This is a genomic window from Serratia sp. TSA_7 (genome assembly GCF_052692135.1).
Genome location: NZ_JBQZFU010000009.1, coordinates 16,585 through 33,427 on the forward strand (window position 1 = coordinate 16,585; position 16,843 = coordinate 33,427).

Here is a 16,843-nt window from a genome sequence, read left to right on the forward strand (position 1 = left end):
TCCCGTTGAACTCAGATGCCGTCAGTGAAAAAAAACAAACGCATAACCATCAGTGATATTGCCGCGCTGGCCGGCGTGTCGAAATCGACCGCCAGCCTGGTGCTTAACGGACGCAGCAAAGAATACCGGGTGTCCGACGACACCCGTGACCGCATTCTGGCGCTGGCCGGCGAGCACCACTATCAGCCTAGCTTCCATGCACGTTCGCTGCGCTCTTCCCGCAGCCATACTCTGGGGCTGGTCGTGCCGGAAATGACCAACTACGGTTTTGCCGTGATTTCACGCGAGCTGGAAACCCTGTGCCGCGAGGCCGGTTTGCAGTTGCTGATCGCCTGCTCCGATGAAAACCCGGCGCAGGAAATGATGGCGGTGAACAGCCTGGTGCAACGCCAGGTCGACGGCCTGATTGTCGCCTCCAGCCAGCTCAGCGATGTGGAATACCAAAAGATTAACGCCGGCCTGCCGGTGGTGCAGATGGACCGCCTGATCACCGGCTCCGCGTTGCCGCTGGTGATGACAGACTCACTGACCTCGACCGCCACGCTGGTGGAAAACGTCGCGCGCCAGCATCCGGACGAATTTTATTTCCTCGGTGGCCAGCCGCGCATCTCGCCGACGCGCGATCGCTTGGCCGGTTTTCAGCTCGGCCTCGAACGCGCCGGGGTGACCTGTAAACCGGAATGGATCATCAACGGCAATTACCACCCCAGCTCCGGCTACGAGATGTTCGCTCAGCTTTGCGCACAACTTGGCCGACCGCCGAAAGCGCTGTTTACCGCCGCCTGCGGCCTGCTGGAAGGGGTGCTGCGCTATCTGAATCAGCATCAGTTAATGGAAAGCGACCTGCACCTTTGCAGTTTCGACGACCACTACCTGTTCGATGGCCTGACGCTGAAAATCGACACCGTAGCCCAGGATTGCCGCGCCCTGGCCCAGCACAGTTTCGATATGGTCAGCCGGCTTATCGACGAGCAGCCGTTGGCGCAGAATTCATTATATCTGCCGGGCAGTATCCACTGGCGCCACCCAGGTTCGAAGGCACTGCTCGGCCAGCCCTAAATTCAGGTTTTCCCGATTAAGGAGCCCATCATGAGTCGTGAGATTAACAAAGATACCCAGCTGTGCATGTCGCTGGCCGGCCGCCCTGGCAACTTCGGCACCCGCTTCCATAACTATCTGTACCAGGAGCTGGATCTGAACTTTATCTATAAGGCATTCACCACCCAGGATATTCAGGCGGCGGTGGGCGGCGTGCGCGCTCTGGGTATTCGCGGTTGCGCGGTCTCCATGCCGTTCAAAGAGAGCTGCATTCCCTTCCTCGATGAGTTGGACGCTTCCGCCACGGCGATTGAATCGGTCAATACCATCGTCAATGACGGCGGCTTCCTGCGGGCCTATAACACCGACTATATCGCCATCGCCAAACTGCTGGCACAGCATCAGATCCCGGCGGACACCACTTTCGCCCTGCGCGGCAGCGGTGGCATGGCAAAGGCAGTGATCGCCGCCCTGCGCGACGCCGGTTTCAAACGGGGACACATCATCGCCCGCAACCCGGCGGCAGGCCAGGCGCTGGCTAGCGCTTACGGTTATCAGTGGCTGGCGGAAGTCGGGGAGTTAACCGCGGATATGCTGATCAACGTGACCCCCATAGGTATGGCCGGCGGCGCGGAGGCGGAACAGCTGGCCTTTACCCCGGCAACCCTCGAAGCGGCGAAAATCGTCTTCGACGTGGTGGCACTGCCAGCGGAAACCCCGCTGATTCGCAACGCGCGCAAGCAAGGCAAACGGGTGATCACCGGTGCGGAAGTGATTGCATTGCAGGCGCTGGAGCAGTTCGTACTCTATACCGGCGTGCGCCCTACCGATGAGCAGATCGCCCGCGCCGCAGCGCATGCTCGCGGCTGAATGGCGCTGAACGTTAGGGCTGAGCAGATAAGCCAGCTCTTAACGTTCTAACGATAAGCCAGCAAACGCAAAATATTCCTCGCACCGTGGAGTATTCGCTCGATCCTGACATTGCGCTGTATCGCGGTGAAAACAATAAGATATTTACCATAGGTGCTGATCCTGACATCTCGACCGAGTTCAGGGCGCTTTTGATAGACTTCCGGTGACTCGCCAATACGCTGGCATTGGTTGTATAGCTCAGAAATAAAACTCAGCGCACGGGCCGGGTTATCTTGGGCGATATAGTCACCAATGTTTTCAATATCCCTTATCGCCGCCGGCGATAGTGTTAACCCCATTAGTCACTTTCGTTATTCACCATCCGTTGGTATTTAGTCCGCAAGCGCGCAAATGCCTCCTCCGCCGGAACTCCCTCACCACTTTCTATTCCCTGTGCAATAGCCACTCGCAGCTCTTCAATTTTCATCGCCCGCTCATGCTCTTCGAGGAGGCGCAGACCCGCCCGTATCACTTCACTGACGTTGCCGTAACGCCCGCTGTCAATTTGCTCATGAACGAACTTTTCAAAATGAGGGCTTAAAGCAATGCTGGTTGGCATAACCGACTCCGGAAAATAGTGTTAGTTACTATCTATTAGTATTTTTTTACCCATTACACGTCAAGTTAATGTTCAAATTTCAGGCAGTAAAAAGGGCGCCGAGGCGCCCTTCTCATCGTTAGCGATATCCGGCCCGCTACTTCGCGGCGCCTTCCATCCCCACCAGCCCCACTTTCAGGTAGCCGGCTTTACGCAAGGTATCCATCACGCTCATCAGCGTTTCGTAGTCCACGGTCTTGTCGGCCTGGAAGAAGATGGTGGTCTCTTTGTTCGCCTGAGTGCGCTGATCCAGCACCGCCGTCAGTTGATCGGCGCTGACCGCTTGCTCACCCACGTACAGTTGCTTATCCGCTTTCACCGACAGGAACACCGGTTTTTCCGGGCGCGGCTGCGGTTTGGCTGAAGAAGCGGGGAGATCGACGCGGATATCTACCGTTGCCAGCGGCGCGGCCACCATAAAGATGATCAACAGCACCAGCATGACGTCGATAAACGGCGTCACGTTGATTTCATGCAGTTCGCCGCTGTCGTCCAGATCTTCATTTAAGCGCATCGCCATAACTCACCCCACCCGCAGTTGGTGTGAATGCTGTGAGCGTTTGGCCTCTGCCGTCGCGGCCAGATCCAGATCGCGGCCCAACAGCAACAGCACCTGCGCCGCCACGTCGCCAACCTGGGCACGATGGCCGCTGATGACACGGGCAAAGACGTTATAAATCACCACCGCAGGGATCGCGGCGACCAACCCCAATGCGGTCGCCAGCAGCGCTTCCGCAATGCCGGGCGCGACGACGGCCAGGTTGGTGGTTTGCGAGTGGGCGATGCCGATAAAGCTGTTCATGATGCCCCAAACGGTACCGAACAGACCGACGAACGGCGAGATAGCGCCAATGGTCGCCAGGAAGCCGTTGCCACGCCCCATGTTTCGGCTGTAGCCCGCTACGCGGCGCTCAAGGCGGAAACCGGTACGTTCTTTGATGCCGTTGTTGTCGTTGGACTCCGCCGACAGTTCCAGCTCGTTTTGCGCGTCGTTCAGCAACACCACGCTGATGCTTTCTTCGGAGAAATGCTGCGCCAGCTCGCTGGCTTCATCCAGCGTACGCACATTGGCCAGCGCCAGCTGCTCGCGGCGCAGACGGCGCTTGGCGCGGAACAGTTCGCTGCCTTTGGAGAACAAAATGGTCCAGGTGACGATAGACGCCAGCACCAGACCGATCATCACTATCTTCACGACGATGTCCGCGTGCTGGTACATGCCCCAAACGGACAGATCCATGCCGCGGGTTTCCGGTGGCTGAAGGGTCGGCGCCGGATTGAGCGGGGTCAGGCTTTCAGGTGCTGCAGCAGCAGGTGCGGCGGCCGGAGCAACGCTCTCGGTCACGGCGGGGTTGGCCGCCGGTGCAGCCTGTGCGCTGCCGGCCAGCCCAATCACCAATACCATCGAAGCGATCAGACCACGGCCTAACGCCTTGCCCCATTGCGCCCGGCCTTGGCCGAACGATCCTTGATTTAAATGCTTGCCAGCCGTTTTCACGCTGTGCCTCCACCCGTTACCGATCAAAATTGAGGAATAATTCAGCGTGCGATCATATCAAACCAATCAGGGATTGATAGTAGTTCTCATTATTATTTACCAAATAATCGGCAATATTTCAGATCTCGCGGCGTCGGAGCCGCAGCATTCGCCCATTCGCTGCCGGTTAGGCCCTTTACTCCCCTTTTAAAGGGTTTTTCGTTACTTTTCGCCCACAGAGATGCAACAAACGCGCGCCGACAGTATTTTTGCCTGTGGGTTGTCCGTTTGCCGATATGCGTGCGAGTTAAACGCCGTCATGCAGAATGATGGCGTGCCAGAACGCTCTCCGACAGAGGATTATGGCCGTTTCTATATCTGGAAGTTAAAACGTCTGGATGGCTATTATATGTCATGTTAACCTAAGGGCTATCGCAAAAACGCCAGTGAGAAGCCAGTAAAAGTGAGCCCATTCCTATGACGTCAAAAAATATCGAAACCACGCTGATCGCCGCCGGGCGCAGCAAACGCTATACCCTGGGCTCCGTCAATCCCGTCACCCAGCGCGCTTCCTCACTGGTATTTGACTCCGTTGCGGCCAAGAAACACGCCACAGCCCAACGCGCCCACGGCGAACTGTTTTATGGCCGCCGCGGCACCCTGACCCACTTCGCGTTTCAGGATGCGATGGTCGAGCTGGAAGGCGGCGCAGGCTGCGTGCTTTATCCGTGCGGCGCGGCGGCGGTATCCAACGCCATTTTGTCTTTTGTCGGCGCCGGCGACCACGTGCTGATGACCGGTTCGGTCTATGAGCCGACGCAGGATTTTTGCAGCCACATTCTTAGCCGCATGAACGTGACGACCACCTATTTCGACCCGCTGATCGGCGCCGATATCGCCGGGCTGATTCAGCCCAATACCCGCGTGGTGTTTCTTGAATCCCCCGGTTCCATCACCATGGAAATTCAGGATATCCCGGCGATGGTGCAGGCCATCCGCGCCGTAGCGCCGGAAATGGTGATCATGATCGACAACACCTGGGCGGCCGGCGTGCTGTTCAAGGCGCTGGATTTTGATATCGATATTTCGATTCAGGCCGGCACCAAATACATCATCGGCCACTCCGATTACATGCTCGGGACCGCCGTGGCCAACGAACGCTGTTGGGACCAACTGCGCGAATATTCTTACCTGATGGGCCAGATGGTGGACGCCGATACCGCCTATATGGCAAGCCGCGGCCTGCGTACGCTGGGCATACGCCTGAAGCAGCACGAGCAAAGCAGTATCGAAGTCGCCAACTGGCTGGCGGAACGACCGGAGGTAGAGGTGGTCAATCACCCCGCGCTGCCCGGCTGCAAAGGCCATGAATTCTACCGCCGCGATTTCAGCGGCTGCAACGGCCTGTTCTCTTTCGTGCTGAAACAGCGGCTTAGCGACAAACAACTGGCCGACTATCTGGATAACTTCAGCCATTTCAGCATGGCCTATTCCTGGGGTGGCTATGAGTCGCTGATCCTGGCTAACCAACCGGAAGAGCTGGAGGCGATCCGTCCGGCGGGCGGCGTTGATTTCTCCGGCACGCTGATACGCCTCCATATCGGCCTGGAAAACGTGCAGGATCTGATCGCCGACCTCGCAAAAGGGTTTGAGCGTATCGCCAACGCACGCTGATCCGCAGCCCGTTGCGCTGCCAATTTTATCAGGTGCGCCGTAAAAACCCGTCCTTCAGGGCGGGGATATAAGGCGCAGTTTTCCGACTAACTTGGTGTTTGCTGCTGCTCAATGTATTGCCGGATGATCGATATCGACGCACCACCGCAACTGCTTGCAAAATAACTCGGTGTCAACAGAACGCCTTTGTAGTAATAGCGTTGAGCTATATCGGGCCTATCTCGGCGCAGTAATCTGCTGGATACCCCTTTAAGACTGTTGACCAGGTTGGAAACTGCCAATTTTGGCGGGTAGTTGATCAACCGATGCAGGTGATCGTGTTCGCCGTCCATTTCGACCAGCTCAACGTCAAAATCAGCACATACACTGGCAAAGTAACTGCGTAGCTTCTCGATGGCGTCCTGATCAAATACTTTTCGTCGATATTTGGCAACGAATACCAAGTGAATATGCATCAGAAAAACGCAGTGTCTTCCGCGGCGAATATCGGTTTCTTTTGTCATAGACCAAAGTACAATAATAGTCATGAAACGACTTCAAGCCTTTAAATTCCCGTTAAGACCAAAGGGTCAGCAGGAGCGCGAAATGCGGCGCTTCGCTGGGGCTTGTCGATTCGTTTTTAACCGTGCTTTGGCACTTCAGAATGAGAACCACGAGGCGGGGAATAAGTATCTTCCCTATACAAAAATGGCTTCATGGCTCATTGAGTGGAAAGCAAATCCTGAAACACAATGGCTCAAAGAGGCCCCATCTCAGCCATTGCAGCAGTCACTGAAGGATTTGGAGCGCGGCTACAAGAATTTCTTCCAGAAGCGCGCCGCATTCCCGCGCTTCAAAAAACGCGGGCAAAACGATGCATTCCGCTACCCGCAAGGGGTGAAGCTCGATCACGTCAACAGTCGGATATCGCTGCCTAAGCTGGGGTGGATACGTTACCGCAACAGCCGTGAAATCATTGGTGTAGTAAAAAACGTGACGGTCAGCCAGTCATGCGGCAAATGGTACGTCAGCATTCAGACAGAATACGACGTTCCAGAACCCGCTCACAACGCGGCTTCAATGGTCGGTCTGGATGCCGGAGTCACGAAACTCGCCACGCTTTCAGATGGCACGGTATACCCGCCCGTCAACAGCTTCAAAGCAAACCAGTGCAAGCTGGCAACACTCCAGCGGCAGTTAAGCCGCAAAGTCAAGTTCAGCTCAAACTGGCAGAAACAGAAGCGGAAAATCCAGCATCTGCACTCGCACATTGCCAATATCCGGCGCGACTACCTTCACAAAGTCACCAGTGAAATCAGCAAAAACCACGCGATGATCGTCATTGAGGACTTGACGGTCGGTAACATGTCGAAATCGGCAAAAGGCACGTCAGATCAACACGGGCGAAAGGTGAGAGCCAAATCAGGTCTAAATCGTTCGATACTGGATCAGGGCTGGTATGAAATGCGTCGCCAGCTTGAGTACAAGCAGCTCTGGCGAGGCGGCCAGGTGCTGGCAGTTCCTCCCGCCTATACCAGCCAGCGGTGCGCCTGCTGCGGTCATACAGCAAAAGAGAACCGCCTATCTCAAAGTAAGTTTGAATGCCAAATATGCGGCTACACCGAGAATGCCGATGTAAATGGCGCACGTAACATTTTAGCGGCAGGACATGCCGTACTTGCCTGTGGAGGGAGGGTGCAGTCAGGCCGCCCGTTGAAGCAGGAACCCGCCGAGGCGAGTCAGGCTAGGGTCTGAACGCTGTAGGGATCCCCGTCCTTCAGGGCGGGGAGGATGTCAATCTGCTTCGTTTAATGTGTGCTTAAGCTATTAGCAGTACACTACGCGAGTAATGGTCAGATACGGTCAACACCGCCTCCTGGAGAAGGGGGCCCCGAGCGCAACCGGCATGCAACAGGACTTAAAATGGATGTATTACGAGAGATTGTTCATGCGCTTTGGCAGCAGGACTTCATTGCCCTTGCCGACCCAAGCGTAATTTGGGTGGTTTATGCCGTGCTTTTCACCACTTTGTTCCTTGAAAATGGATTACTGCCGGCCTCCTTCCTGCCCGGCGACAGCCTGCTGCTGTTATCCGGTGCATTGATCGCCAAAGGCGTGATGGCTTTTGTCCCCACGCTGATTATTCTGACCCTCGCCGCCAGCCTCGGCTGCTGGCTCAGCTACTTGCAGGGCCGCTGGTTGGGGCATACCAGTCTGGTGAAAGGCTGGCTGCTGCAACTGCCCGCCCAGTATCACCAACGCGCGCACAACCTGTTTAACCGTCACGGCCTGATGGCCCTGATGATCGGCCGCTTCCTCGGCTTCGTTCGCACCCTGCTGCCGACCATAGCCGGCATCTCAGGGCTGAACAGCACGCGTTTTCATCTGTTTAACTGGTTAAGCGCGGCAGTTTGGGTCGGCACTCTGGTCAGCCTCGGCTACGCTTTCAGCCAGATCCCGCTGGTGAAACGCTACGAAAGCCAGGTGATGACCGGGCTGATGCTCTTGCCGCTGCTGCTGCTGTTGGTGGGCTTACTGGGCGCCATGCTGGTTATCTGGCGCAAAAAACGCGCTTCCGCCTAGCCGACAGGCTTCGCTTCGATCAATTCCATATTGGCGGGCAACTTGCTCGCCAACCGATCCACCGCCAGCCGCACCTTCAACGGCAGATGCGGCGTCTGCGGCCACACCGCATGAGCGTCGAAAAACAGCCCTGGCCTATCCCGCATAACCCGCACCAGTTCACCTTTAATCAGTTGCCCGCGCACCAGCCAACACGGCAGCCAGGCAATGCCGAACCCGGCAACCGCCGCATCCGCTATCGCCTGCAGATCATCCATCTGCAGACGGGTGCCCGGCATCATCTCCCGCGTCACGCCGTCCGCTTCGGGGATCAACCAGTTACGCACCACGCCGGCACGCACATAAGCCACCGCGTCGTGCTGCGCCAGTTGTTCAATGTTCTGCGGTTCGCCGCGGCGCTGCAAGTAAGCCGGCGCGGCGCAAAGCGCCATGCGATGGTTACCGAGTCGCCGTGCCACCAGCCCGCTGCTGTTGCCCAACTCGCCGTTGCGGATTGCCAGATCAAAACCGTCCTCAATCAAATCCACGACGCGATCGTTAAACGACAGCTCCAGCTCCAGCCCAGGGTGTTCGCGCGCCAGTTCGGTCAGCAGCGGCGCGATGCAGATGCGGCCAAACAGCACCGGCATCGTTACCCTTAGCCTGCCGCTGACTTCTCGTTTGCCCGACTCCAGCAGCGTTTCCGCCGTGCGGATCTCCTCCAGCGCCCGCAGACAGCGTTCGTAGAACAGCGCCCCGTCGTCGGTCAGGCTCAGGCTGCGGGTCGTGCGGTGGAACAGGCGCACGCTTAGCCGCTGTTCCAGTCTGGCGATGGTCTTCCCCACCGCCGAGCGCGAAAGATGCAGCCGGTTGGCGGCCAGCGCAAAGCTCCCCGCCCCCACTGCGGTGACAAATACCGAAATGCCGTTCAACCGATCGGTCATGGTTTGTATCTCTTAAGGAAACAATCAAAGGAAATCTTATCGCCACTGGCGAATATCAATCAACGATAATATCGACAGGTCTACTTATTGCCGACTTTGGAGTGAATCATGACTGACACAATGCAACGCTGGACAATGGCCGCCCTGGGGCGTGAACACCTGCAACTGACCGAAAGCGCCATCCCGCAGCCGGGGCCGCACGAGATCAGGGTGAAAGTGAAAGCGGTGGCGCTCAACTACCGCGACAAGATGGTGATTGAAACCGGTATGGGGATGACGCTGCCGCAACCCTTTACCCCCGCCTCCGACATGGCCGGCGAAGTGGATGCCATCGGCGCCGGCGTCAGCCGCTTCCAACCCGGCGATCGGGTGATCTCCACCTTCAGCCCAGGCTGGATCGACGGTCGACAGAAGCCGCACGGCGACGCGCGTACACCGCCCTACCGCGCCCTTGGCGGTTTCTATCAGGGCATGCTGGCGCAATACGTGGTGCTGCACGAAGACTGGCTGGCCGCAGCACCCGCCTCGCTGGACGACGTACAGGCCAGCACCCTGCCGTGCGCCGGGCTGACCGCATGGTTCGCTCTGGTGGAACAAGGCCGCCTGCACGCCGGCGAATCGGTGTTGGTGCAAGGCACCGGCGGCGTGGCGCTGTTCGCGCTACAGATAGCCAAGGCGCACGGCGCGGAGGTGTACGTCACCTCAGCCAGCGATGAAAAACTGGCGCGCGCCAAAGCGCTGGGTGCCGATCACGGCATTAACCGTCTGAACGGCGACTGGGTGGACGCCGTGTATGAACTGACGCAAGACCAGGGTATCGACCATATAGTTGACACCGTTGGCGGCCCCAATCTCGGCAACTCGGTCCGCGCCGTGGCGGTTCACGGGCGCATCTCGGTGATCGGTGCCCTCGAAGGCTTCGAAGTCTCTGCCCCTGCCGGCCCGCTGCTGATGAAGTCGCCGGTGATTCAAGGGATTGGCGTCGGCCATCGCCGCGCGCTGGAAGATCTGGTACGCGCCGTGGATACCTTAGGGCTGCAGCCGGTGATCGACCGGGTTTACCGCTTCGATCAACTGCCGCAGGCGCTCGATCATCTCGACCGTGGGGCCTTCGGCAAAATCGTGCTGACGCCGTAAAGCGCTGCCCGGCGGCAGGCAGCCGACGTTAACCGAGTGGGCTGTCGCGCAGCCGGGCAATTTCATCGCTCGGCGTCACGCCAAAGAAACGTTTGAATTCGCGGCTGAACTGCGAGGCGCTCTCGTAGCCGACGCGGATCGCCGCGGTGCTGGCCTTCAGGCCGTCGTGCACCATCAATAAACGCGCCTTGTGCAGCCGATAGGATTTCACATATTGCAGCGGCGAGGTGTTGGTTACCGCCTTGAAGTTATGGTGAAACGCCGAGATGCTCATATTGACCTCACCCGCCAGCTGCTCCACGTTGAGGCTTTCCGCATACTGGTTCTCGATACGCCGCAGCGCCTTGGCGATCTGGCTAAAATGCGTATGGCGGTTGACCAGCTCCTGCAACGATGCCCCACAGGAACCGCGCAGCACGTGATAGAGGATTTCACGCACGATCTGCGGCCCCAGCACCCGGGCGTCCAGCGGTTTGGCCATCACGTCCAGCAGGCGCTCGGTGGCGCACAGCATCTCTTCCGACAGCGCAGCCAGATTCACCCCGCTGCTTTCCCGGCGCGGCTGCATCAGATAGTCGTCATCGCCGATGTCGATCAACAGATCCTGCAGCATCTGGGTATCGATATTGACCGCCAGCCCTACCAACGGCTGCTCCGGGCTGGCGAAGGTTTCGCACTCGAACGGCAGCGGCACCGACATCAGCAGATAGTTGCGCGGATCGTACTGGAACACCTTGTTGCCGCAATAACCGACCTTGTGTCCCTGAAAAACGATCACCACCCCAGGTTCATACATCACCGGTTGACGCGGGCAGTAGCGATCGACGTACAGGATCTTGACCCGCGGCACCGGCGACGGCGTATAGCCGTTACCCTCGGCAAAGCGCGCGGCCTGGCGCGCCATGCGGCAGCGCAGTTCATCGTTTTCCGTCACTAAAACACCCTCTTACACTCAGAACAATTCGGCATAAATAATAGTTTAAAACTCTATTTTTCTACAACGCTTTGTAGGAATAGGCAAGACTTGCACAGGAATGTGCATTGTGCTGCGAGGCTAAGTTACTGACAATACGCCTCAGATATTTTTGCGCCGCCGGCGCTTTCCCCATGCAGAAGAGAAATGACCCCATGCAAAACTTTATCCTTCATACCCCAACCAAAATCCTGTTCGGCCAGGACCAAATTGCCGGCCTGGCACAGCAGATCCCTGCGGACGCACGCATCCTGATCACCTACGGTGGCGGCAGCGTGAAGAAAAACGGTGTGCTGGATCAGGTTTATGCAGCGCTGGCCGGCCGTAACGTGCAGGAGTTCTCCGGCATCGAGCCTAACCCAACCTACGAAACGCTGATGAAAGCGGTCGAAGTGGTACGCGCGGAAAACATCGATTTCCTGCTGGCGGTCGGTGGCGGTTCCGTGGTTGACGGCACCAAGTTCATTGCCGCAGCGGCGCATTACCAGGCGGACAGCGATCCGTGGCACATCCTGAAAACCGTCGGCAGCCAGATCACCGGTGCGGTGCCAATGGGCTGCGTGCTGACGCTGCCGGCTACCGGTTCTGAATCCAACAGCGGTGCGGTGATCACCCGCAAAAGCAGCGGCGACAAGCAACACTTCTTCTCGCCGCACGTGCAGCCGCTGTTCGCGGTGTTGGATCCGGTAGTGACCTACTCGCTGCCGCCGCGCCAGATCGCCAACGGCGTGGTAGATGCCTTTGTGCACACCCTTGAGCAATACCTGACTTACCCGGTCAACGCCAAAGTGCAGGACCGTTTTGCCGAAGGCCTGCTGTTGACGCTGCTGGAAGACGGCCCGCGCGCGCTGGCCGAGCCGGAAAACTACGGAGTACGCGCTAACGTGATGTGGAGCGCCACCATGGCGTTGAACGGCCTGATCGGCGCCGGCGTGCCGCAGGACTGGGCGACCCACATGCTGGGCCACGAGCTGACCGCGATGCACGATCTGGACCACGCACAGACGCTGGCGATCGTTCTGCCGGCCCTGTTGACCGAGAAAAAAGCGCAGAAACGCGAAAAACTGCTGCAATACGCTGAACGCGTTTGGGATCTCCGCGATGGCAGCGAAGACAGCCGTATCGACGGCGCCATCGCCGCCACCCGCGCCTTCTTCGAGCAAATGGGCGTGCCGACCCGCATGGCGGATTACCAGCTCGACGGCAGCTCGATCCCGGCGCTGCTCGACAAGCTGCATCAGCACGGCATGACCGCATTGGGTGAACACCAGGACATCACCCTGGAAGTCAGCCAACGCATTTATGAAGCGGCGCGTTAATCGCAAACCGGCGATTTCCTGCTAGGCTTTAGTTTCTGTTTACCGTTTCTGCACCCTGCGCCCGACCGATCACCGGGCGCAGTTCAGCGCTTTATCTGCGCTGCCGATCGCATCGCATGACCTCGTCTCGTTAATCTAATGGGAGAAAAACATGACCTGTACCAGACCGTGCCGCAACCGCTGAAATTTGGTTAGCAAACTCAGCACCACCCCGGTTTGCCAACTAGAATTTATTTATAGCCGCTTTCCGGCGCATGCTGTGCCGGGCAATCAGTTCACAAGGAGACGCGCATGACAACGCAACAACCCATCATCAAACTCCACGATGGTAATCTGATGCCGCAGTTGGGTCTCGGCGTTTGGCAGGCGAGTATTTCAGAGACCACCAATGCAGTGACCAAAGCGCTGGAAATTGGTTATCGCTCGATTGATACCGCTGCGATCTACAAGAACGAGGAAGGGGTCGGCGCCGCGCTGCAATCGGCCTCGGTACCGCGCGAGCAATTGTTCATTACCACCAAACTGTGGAACGACGATCAGGGCGATCCGCAGGCCGCGCTGGAAACCAGCCTGGAAAAGCTCAAGCTGGACTATGTCGATCTGTATCTGATCCACTGGCCAAAACCGCAGCAGGATCAATACGTCGACGCCTGGCGCGGGCTGATCAAGCTGCGCGAACAGGGGCTGATCAAGAGCATCGGCGTGTGCAACTTCCACATTCCGCATCTGCAACGTCTGCTGGATGAAACCAGCATCGCGCCGGTAATCAATCAGATCGAGCTGCACCCGCTGCTGCAACAGCGTCAGCTGCGCGCCTGGAATGCCACCCATCATATCGCCACCGAGTCCTGGAGCCCGCTGGCACAGGGTGGCGAAGGGGTATTTGACCAGCAGGTGATCAAACATCTGGCGGATAAATACGAGAAGACCCCGGCGCAGATCGTGGTGCGCTGGCACCTGGACAGCGGCCTGATCGTGATCCCGAAATCGGTCACGCCATCGCGCATCCGTGAAAACTTCGAGGTGTTTGATTTTAAACTGGATAAAGACGAACTGAGCGAGATAGCCAAACTGGATATCGGCAATCGCCTGGGGCCGGATCCGGATTCTTTGTAATGTTGCCCGGCCCTCTCCCAAGGAGAGGGCCATTTTATTTCCCCGCTATAGCTGCTCGCCGTTGGTGGCGATCACCCGCTGATACCAGCCAAAGCTCTGCTTCTTCTTGCGCGCCAGATTGTCATTATGATCGACATAGACGAAACCGTATTGCTTCTGATAGCCGTTGAGCCAGGAAAGCAGATCGATAAACGACCAAGGGTAATAGCCGCGCACGTCGGCCCCCTGTTCGATCGCCGCGCCGATCGCCTGAATATGATCGCGCAGATAATCAATGCGCGGTTGATCGCGCACTTCGCCGTCGACAATCGGATCCTTGGCCCCCAGCCCGTTCTCGGTGATGTAGAGGGGAATATTGCCGTAGCGTTTAACGATGCGGCCAATGGCGTCGGTCAGCCCCTGCGGGTAAACCTCCCAGTCCCAATCGGTGTAAACGCCGTTCGGGTTGCGCACCAGTTTGAACAGCCCCTTAAAGCCCAGTTCACGCCCGCTGCCCTTCTGGCCGCTGGTGTTGATGGCATAGCCGTCCACGTCGTCGTTATGCGCCACCATCTCGCGCTTGTAGTAATTCAGGCCGATAAAATCGACGATGTTCTGCTTGAGCAGTTCTTCGTCACCCGGCGCGAAATACGGCACGCCAAACGCCTGCTGCGCCATCGCCAGCAGCTCCGCCGGGTATTCGCCCTTCAGCACCGGATCGTACAGCCAGTGGGTGAAGATCCCTTCGGCAATCTCGCAGGCGCGCCGATCCTGCGGCGAATCGCTGATCGGATCGTTAGGTTGCAGCACGTTGACGAAACCGATCTGCCCGTCGATCCCCATTTCGCGGAAGCTTTTTACCGCCCGCGCATTGGCCAGAAACACGTGGTGGCAGGCCTGAATGCCCTTTTTCGGATCGGTCAGCCTGGGCGGATGTGCGCCGGTAATGTAACCCATGCCGATAAACACGATGGTTTCGTTGAAGGTTGACCACAGCTCGACGCGGTCGCCAAAGCGCTGATAGCACAGGCGGGCGTATTCATCGAAGGCGTCGACGATCTCACGCGATTCCCAGCCGCCGAACTGTTCCTGCAAAGCCTGCGGCAGATCCCAGTGATAAAGGGTGATCATAGGTTTGATATTGTGTTTCAGCAGTTCGTCGATAAGTTCGCTGTAGAAGCGGATCCCGGCTTCGTTCACCTCTCCCCGCCCCTGAGGCAACAGCCGCGGCCAGGAGATCGAAAATCTATAGGTTTGCATGCCCAGTTCGGCCATCAGCGCCACGTCTTCCCGGAAGCGATGATAGTGATCGACCGCCACGTCGCCGTTGGTGCCCTGATAGGTAGTACCGGGCAGATGGGAAAACAGATCCCAGTTGGACAGGCCCTTGCCGTCGGCATCATGGCCGCCCTCAACCTGATAAGACGCGGTCGCCGCGCCCCAGAGGAAATCCATTGGAAATACGCTCATGCGTTTTGCACTCCGTTTTGTTCCAGCAATCGATAAATTCTGACCAGCTCTTCCACCAGATCGCGCGCCAGCATGGCGTTCATGATGTGGTCCTGCGCGTGTACCATGATCAGGTTGACCGGCAGTTTGCCTTCCCCCTCGTCAAAACCAATCAGCTCTGTCTGGGTCGCGTGGGCGCGCTTCGCCGCCAGCTGCGATTCCGCCAGCAGAATATCCACCTGATCCCACTGGTACTTGCGCGCCGCATACAGCGCCTGCATGGCGCAGCTGCGCGCCTCGCCGGCATTGATAATCAGCTCCATTACCGCCGTTTCCATGTCGATCATTCGGTCACTCCTTGCGTTTGTTCAATCGGATCCGCGTCACTCACTTCCTGATCCAGCAGTTGCTGCTCATAAACTTTGAAGAACGGGTAGTAGATCAGCGCCGATACCGCCGCCAGCAGCAGTACCAGCAGCGCTGCGCGGAAGTCCCAGCCGGTGGCCCAGGCTGCGCCAATCGGCGCCGGTGCAGTCCAGGGCACCACCGAGATCACCCGGCCGATCAGATCCAGTTTCACCGCCGCATACGCGATGATCGAATTGACGATCGGCGCGGTGATAAACGGGATAAAGAAGGTGGGATTCATCACGATCGGCGTGCCGAAGATCACCGGTTCGTTGATATTGAAACAGCTCGGCACCAGGCTCAGCTTGCCGATCGACCGCAGGTGCGCCGAACGGCTGCGCAGATAAAGCAGCACCAACCCAAAAGTGGCGCCGGAGCCGCCAATCACGATAAAGAAGGTCCAGAAAGCTTCCATAAAGATGTGCGGCAGCGGCTGGCCGGCCGCGAGCATATCCTGATTGATGCCCAGATTGGTCAGCCAGAATGCCTGCAGCATGCCGGAGACAATCACCGCGCCGTGAATGCCGGCAAACCACAGCAGATGGCCGATCAATACCGCCAGCAGGATCGCCGGCAACGAGTCGGCGGCGGAAATCAGCGGCTGGAACAGCGCCATGATCGCCTGCGGCAACAGCAGGCCAAACTGGTGTTGCACCAGCAGGCTGAGCGGATACAGCGTGATCACCACCGCCAGGATCGGGATCAGCAGATCGAACGACTGCTTGATTTTGGCCGGCACCTGCTCCGGCAACGAAATGCCGATATTGCGCACTTTAAGGAAACGGATCAGCTCGGTGGTGTAGACCGCCACCAAAATGGCGGTGAAGATCCCCACGCCGCCCAACGCGGCGGTCGGCAGCACCTTCTCGGTCTGTGGCGCGGCGACCAGTAAAAAAGACATCAGCGCCAGCATCGCCGCCATAAAGGGATCGAGCTTATAACTCTGCGCCAGATTGTAGGCGATGGCGGCGGTAATATAGATCGACATAATGCCCATCGTCATATTAAACGGGGTAAGAATGGCGACCTGATGTTTTTCCGCCGCACCCAGCCACCATTGGGCTATTCCCCAACTGCTGTCGGCGGCAAAAGGCGGATAAGCGAAAACCAGTAAAAATGAGCCGACGATCATGAACGGCATGGCGGAAATAAAACCGTCGCGGATCGCCATAATATGACGCTGGGTCGATAATTTACCGGCAATCGGGCTGATGCGGTTTTCGATGAAATTGAATGCGGCCTGGCTGATACTCATGGTTCAACCCTCGGGACGTTTGGTGA

General features: G+C 57.8%; 18 protein-coding genes. 8 read left to right on the forward strand and 10 right to left on the reverse strand.

All coding sequences use genetic code 11. The features are described 5' to 3' along the window. The first annotated feature begins 15 nt into the window (after nt 1–15). A complete protein-coding gene (locus tag ACUTQW_RS21295; protein WP_004948209.1) occupies nt 16–1,059 on the forward strand; it encodes a substrate-binding domain-containing protein in 1,044 nt (347 codons plus the stop codon). 30 nt (nt 1,060–1,089) lie between these two features. Beyond that, nucleotides 1,090–1,908, forward strand: a complete 819-nt coding sequence (locus ACUTQW_RS21300) for a shikimate 5-dehydrogenase (protein ID WP_006328125.1) — start codon at nt 1,090–1,092, stop codon at nt 1,906–1,908. 47 nt (nt 1,909–1,955) lie between these two features. Here ACUTQW_RS21300 and ACUTQW_RS21305 read toward each other — a convergent pair whose 3' ends face one another. The 4 genes from ACUTQW_RS21305 to exbB form a co-directional block, all read right to left on the reverse strand. Further along, nucleotides 1,956–2,249 (reverse strand): type II toxin-antitoxin system RelE/ParE family toxin, encoded by a 294-nt coding sequence (locus ACUTQW_RS21305; RefSeq protein WP_006328126.1) that lies wholly within the window; start codon nt 2,247–2,249, stop codon nt 1,956–1,958. Further along, nucleotides 2,249–2,509, reverse strand: a complete 261-nt coding sequence (locus ACUTQW_RS21310) for a type II toxin-antitoxin system ParD family antitoxin (protein WP_006328127.1) — start codon at nt 2,507–2,509, stop codon at nt 2,249–2,251. Before ACUTQW_RS21310 ends, ACUTQW_RS21305 begins: the two co-directional genes overlap by 1 nt. Nucleotides 2,510–2,645: 136 nt before the next feature. Further along, nucleotides 2,646–3,068, reverse strand: coding sequence for a TonB system transport protein ExbD (gene exbD, locus ACUTQW_RS21315; protein ID WP_006328132.1), 423 nt, complete (start codon nt 3,066–3,068; stop codon nt 2,646–2,648). Nucleotides 3,069–3,071: 3 nt separating this feature from the next. Next, a complete protein-coding gene (gene exbB / locus ACUTQW_RS21320) occupies nt 3,072–4,043 on the reverse strand; it encodes a tol-pal system-associated acyl-CoA thioesterase (RefSeq protein ID WP_020439823.1) in 972 nt (323 codons plus the stop codon). A 456-nt stretch (nt 4,044–4,499) separates the two neighbouring features. On the opposite strand from exbB, the gene metC reads away from it, so the two are divergent. Further along, nucleotides 4,500–5,696 (forward strand): cystathionine beta-lyase, encoded by a 1,197-nt coding sequence (gene metC / locus ACUTQW_RS21325; RefSeq protein ID WP_004948223.1) that lies wholly within the window; start codon nt 4,500–4,502, stop codon nt 5,694–5,696. A gap of 86 nt (nt 5,697–5,782) precedes the next feature. On the opposite strand, the gene tnpA is transcribed toward metC, so the two are convergent. Then, complete coding sequence (gene tnpA / locus ACUTQW_RS21330; RefSeq protein WP_064799285.1) at nt 5,783–6,199, reverse strand: IS200/IS605 family transposase; 417 nt, start codon at nt 6,197–6,199, stop codon at nt 5,783–5,785. Nucleotides 6,200–6,221: 22 nt separating this feature from the next. On the opposite strand from tnpA, the gene ACUTQW_RS21335 reads away from it, so the two are divergent. Both ACUTQW_RS21335 and ACUTQW_RS21340 read left to right on the forward strand, forming a co-directional pair. Beyond that, a complete protein-coding gene (locus ACUTQW_RS21335; protein WP_037431755.1) occupies nt 6,222–7,430 on the forward strand; it encodes an RNA-guided endonuclease InsQ/TnpB family protein in 1,209 nt (402 codons plus the stop codon). A 168-nt stretch (nt 7,431–7,598) separates the two neighbouring features. Next, nucleotides 7,599–8,258 carry a DedA family protein gene (locus ACUTQW_RS21340; protein WP_004948226.1) on the forward strand — a complete coding sequence of 220 codons (660 nt, stop codon included), beginning with the start codon at nt 7,599–7,601 and terminating at the stop codon, nt 8,256–8,258. Here ACUTQW_RS21340 and ACUTQW_RS21345 read toward each other — a convergent pair. Beyond that, nucleotides 8,255–9,181, reverse strand: a complete 927-nt coding sequence (locus ACUTQW_RS21345) for a LysR family transcriptional regulator (protein ID WP_006328136.1) — start codon at nt 9,179–9,181, stop codon at nt 8,255–8,257. The two genes, ACUTQW_RS21340 and ACUTQW_RS21345, sit on opposite strands and share 4 nt — an antisense overlap. A gap of 108 nt (nt 9,182–9,289) precedes the next feature. On the opposite strand from ACUTQW_RS21345, the gene ACUTQW_RS21350 reads away from it, so the two are divergent. Next, a complete protein-coding gene (locus tag ACUTQW_RS21350) occupies nt 9,290–10,318 on the forward strand; it encodes a zinc-dependent alcohol dehydrogenase family protein (protein ID WP_006328137.1) in 1,029 nt (342 codons plus the stop codon). Between the two features lie 28 nt (nt 10,319–10,346). On the opposite strand, the gene ACUTQW_RS21355 is transcribed toward ACUTQW_RS21350, so the two are convergent. After that, nucleotides 10,347–11,222: an AraC family transcriptional regulator gene (locus tag ACUTQW_RS21355; protein WP_208295270.1), complete on the reverse strand. Its 876-nt coding sequence runs from the start codon at nt 11,220–11,222 to the stop codon at nt 10,347–10,349. Nucleotides 11,223–11,446: 224 nt separating this feature from the next. Here ACUTQW_RS21355 and yqhD point away from each other — a divergent pair, with 224 nt between their 5' ends. Both yqhD and dkgA read left to right on the forward strand, forming a co-directional pair. Beyond that, entirely contained in the window at nt 11,447–12,610 is a 1,164-nt protein-coding gene (gene yqhD, locus ACUTQW_RS21360) for an alcohol dehydrogenase (RefSeq protein WP_006328147.1), read from the forward strand. Between the two features lie 291 nt (nt 12,611–12,901). Beyond that, nucleotides 12,902–13,726 carry a 2,5-didehydrogluconate reductase DkgA gene (dkgA, locus tag ACUTQW_RS21365; protein WP_004948241.1) on the forward strand — a complete coding sequence of 275 codons (825 nt, stop codon included), beginning with the start codon at nt 12,902–12,904 and terminating at the stop codon, nt 13,724–13,726. Between the two features lie 45 nt (nt 13,727–13,771). On the opposite strand, the gene ACUTQW_RS21370 is transcribed toward dkgA, so the two are convergent. Genes ACUTQW_RS21370 through ACUTQW_RS21380 form a run of 3 tightly spaced genes read right to left on the reverse strand, consistent with a single transcriptional unit; the run spans nt 13,772 to nt 16,817 of the window. Further along, complete coding sequence (locus ACUTQW_RS21370; RefSeq protein ID WP_020439827.1) at nt 13,772–15,175, reverse strand: GH1 family beta-glucosidase; 1,404 nt, start codon at nt 15,173–15,175, stop codon at nt 13,772–13,774. Continuing rightward, nucleotides 15,172–15,501, reverse strand: coding sequence for a PTS lactose/cellobiose transporter subunit IIA (locus tag ACUTQW_RS21375; protein ID WP_004948247.1), 330 nt, complete (start codon nt 15,499–15,501; stop codon nt 15,172–15,174). Before ACUTQW_RS21375 ends, ACUTQW_RS21370 begins: the two co-directional genes overlap by 4 nt. Continuing rightward, on the reverse strand, nt 15,498–16,817 hold the full coding sequence (locus ACUTQW_RS21380; RefSeq protein ID WP_037433673.1) for a PTS sugar transporter subunit IIC: 1,320 nt from the start codon (nt 16,815–16,817) through the stop codon (nt 15,498–15,500). Before ACUTQW_RS21380 ends, ACUTQW_RS21375 begins: the two co-directional genes overlap by 4 nt. Between the last annotated feature and the right edge of the window lie 26 nt (nt 16,818–16,843).

Excerpts from the sequence above, each read along its gene's own strand:
- ACUTQW_RS21295 (WP_004948209.1), top strand. The coding sequence starts at position 16 with ATGCCGTCAGTGAAAAAAAACAAACGCATAACCATCAGTGATATTGCC.
- ACUTQW_RS21300 (WP_006328125.1), top strand. The coding sequence starts at position 1,090 with ATGAGTCGTGAGATTAACAAAGATACCCAGCTGTGCATGTCGCTGGCC.
- ACUTQW_RS21305 (WP_006328126.1), bottom strand. The coding sequence starts at position 2,249 with ATGGGGTTAACACTATCGCCGGCGGCGATAAGGGATATTGAAAACATT.
- ACUTQW_RS21310 (WP_006328127.1), bottom strand. The coding sequence starts at position 2,509 with ATGCCAACCAGCATTGCTTTAAGCCCTCATTTTGAAAAGTTCGTTCAT.
- exbD (WP_006328132.1), bottom strand. The coding sequence starts at position 3,068 with ATGGCGATGCGCTTAAATGAAGATCTGGACGACAGCGGCGAACTGCAT.
- metC (WP_004948223.1), top strand. The coding sequence starts at position 4,500 with ATGACGTCAAAAAATATCGAAACCACGCTGATCGCCGCCGGGCGCAGC.
- tnpA (WP_064799285.1), bottom strand. The coding sequence starts at position 6,199 with ATGACAAAAGAAACCGATATTCGCCGCGGAAGACACTGCGTTTTTCTG.
- ACUTQW_RS21335 (WP_037431755.1), top strand. The coding sequence starts at position 6,222 with ATGAAACGACTTCAAGCCTTTAAATTCCCGTTAAGACCAAAGGGTCAG.
- ACUTQW_RS21340 (WP_004948226.1), top strand. The coding sequence starts at position 7,599 with ATGGATGTATTACGAGAGATTGTTCATGCGCTTTGGCAGCAGGACTTC.
- ACUTQW_RS21345 (WP_006328136.1), bottom strand. The coding sequence starts at position 9,181 with ATGACCGATCGGTTGAACGGCATTTCGGTATTTGTCACCGCAGTGGGG.
- ACUTQW_RS21350 (WP_006328137.1), top strand. The coding sequence starts at position 9,290 with ATGACTGACACAATGCAACGCTGGACAATGGCCGCCCTGGGGCGTGAA.
- ACUTQW_RS21355 (WP_208295270.1), bottom strand. The coding sequence starts at position 11,222 with ATGGCGCGCCAGGCCGCGCGCTTTGCCGAGGGTAACGGCTATACGCCG.
- yqhD (WP_006328147.1), top strand. The coding sequence starts at position 11,447 with ATGCAAAACTTTATCCTTCATACCCCAACCAAAATCCTGTTCGGCCAG.
- dkgA (WP_004948241.1), top strand. The coding sequence starts at position 12,902 with ATGACAACGCAACAACCCATCATCAAACTCCACGATGGTAATCTGATG.
- ACUTQW_RS21370 (WP_020439827.1), bottom strand. The coding sequence starts at position 15,175 with ATGAGCGTATTTCCAATGGATTTCCTCTGGGGCGCGGCGACCGCGTCT.
- ACUTQW_RS21375 (WP_004948247.1), bottom strand. The coding sequence starts at position 15,501 with ATGATCGACATGGAAACGGCGGTAATGGAGCTGATTATCAATGCCGGC.
- ACUTQW_RS21380 (WP_037433673.1), bottom strand. The coding sequence starts at position 16,817 with ATGAGTATCAGCCAGGCCGCATTCAATTTCATCGAAAACCGCATCAGC.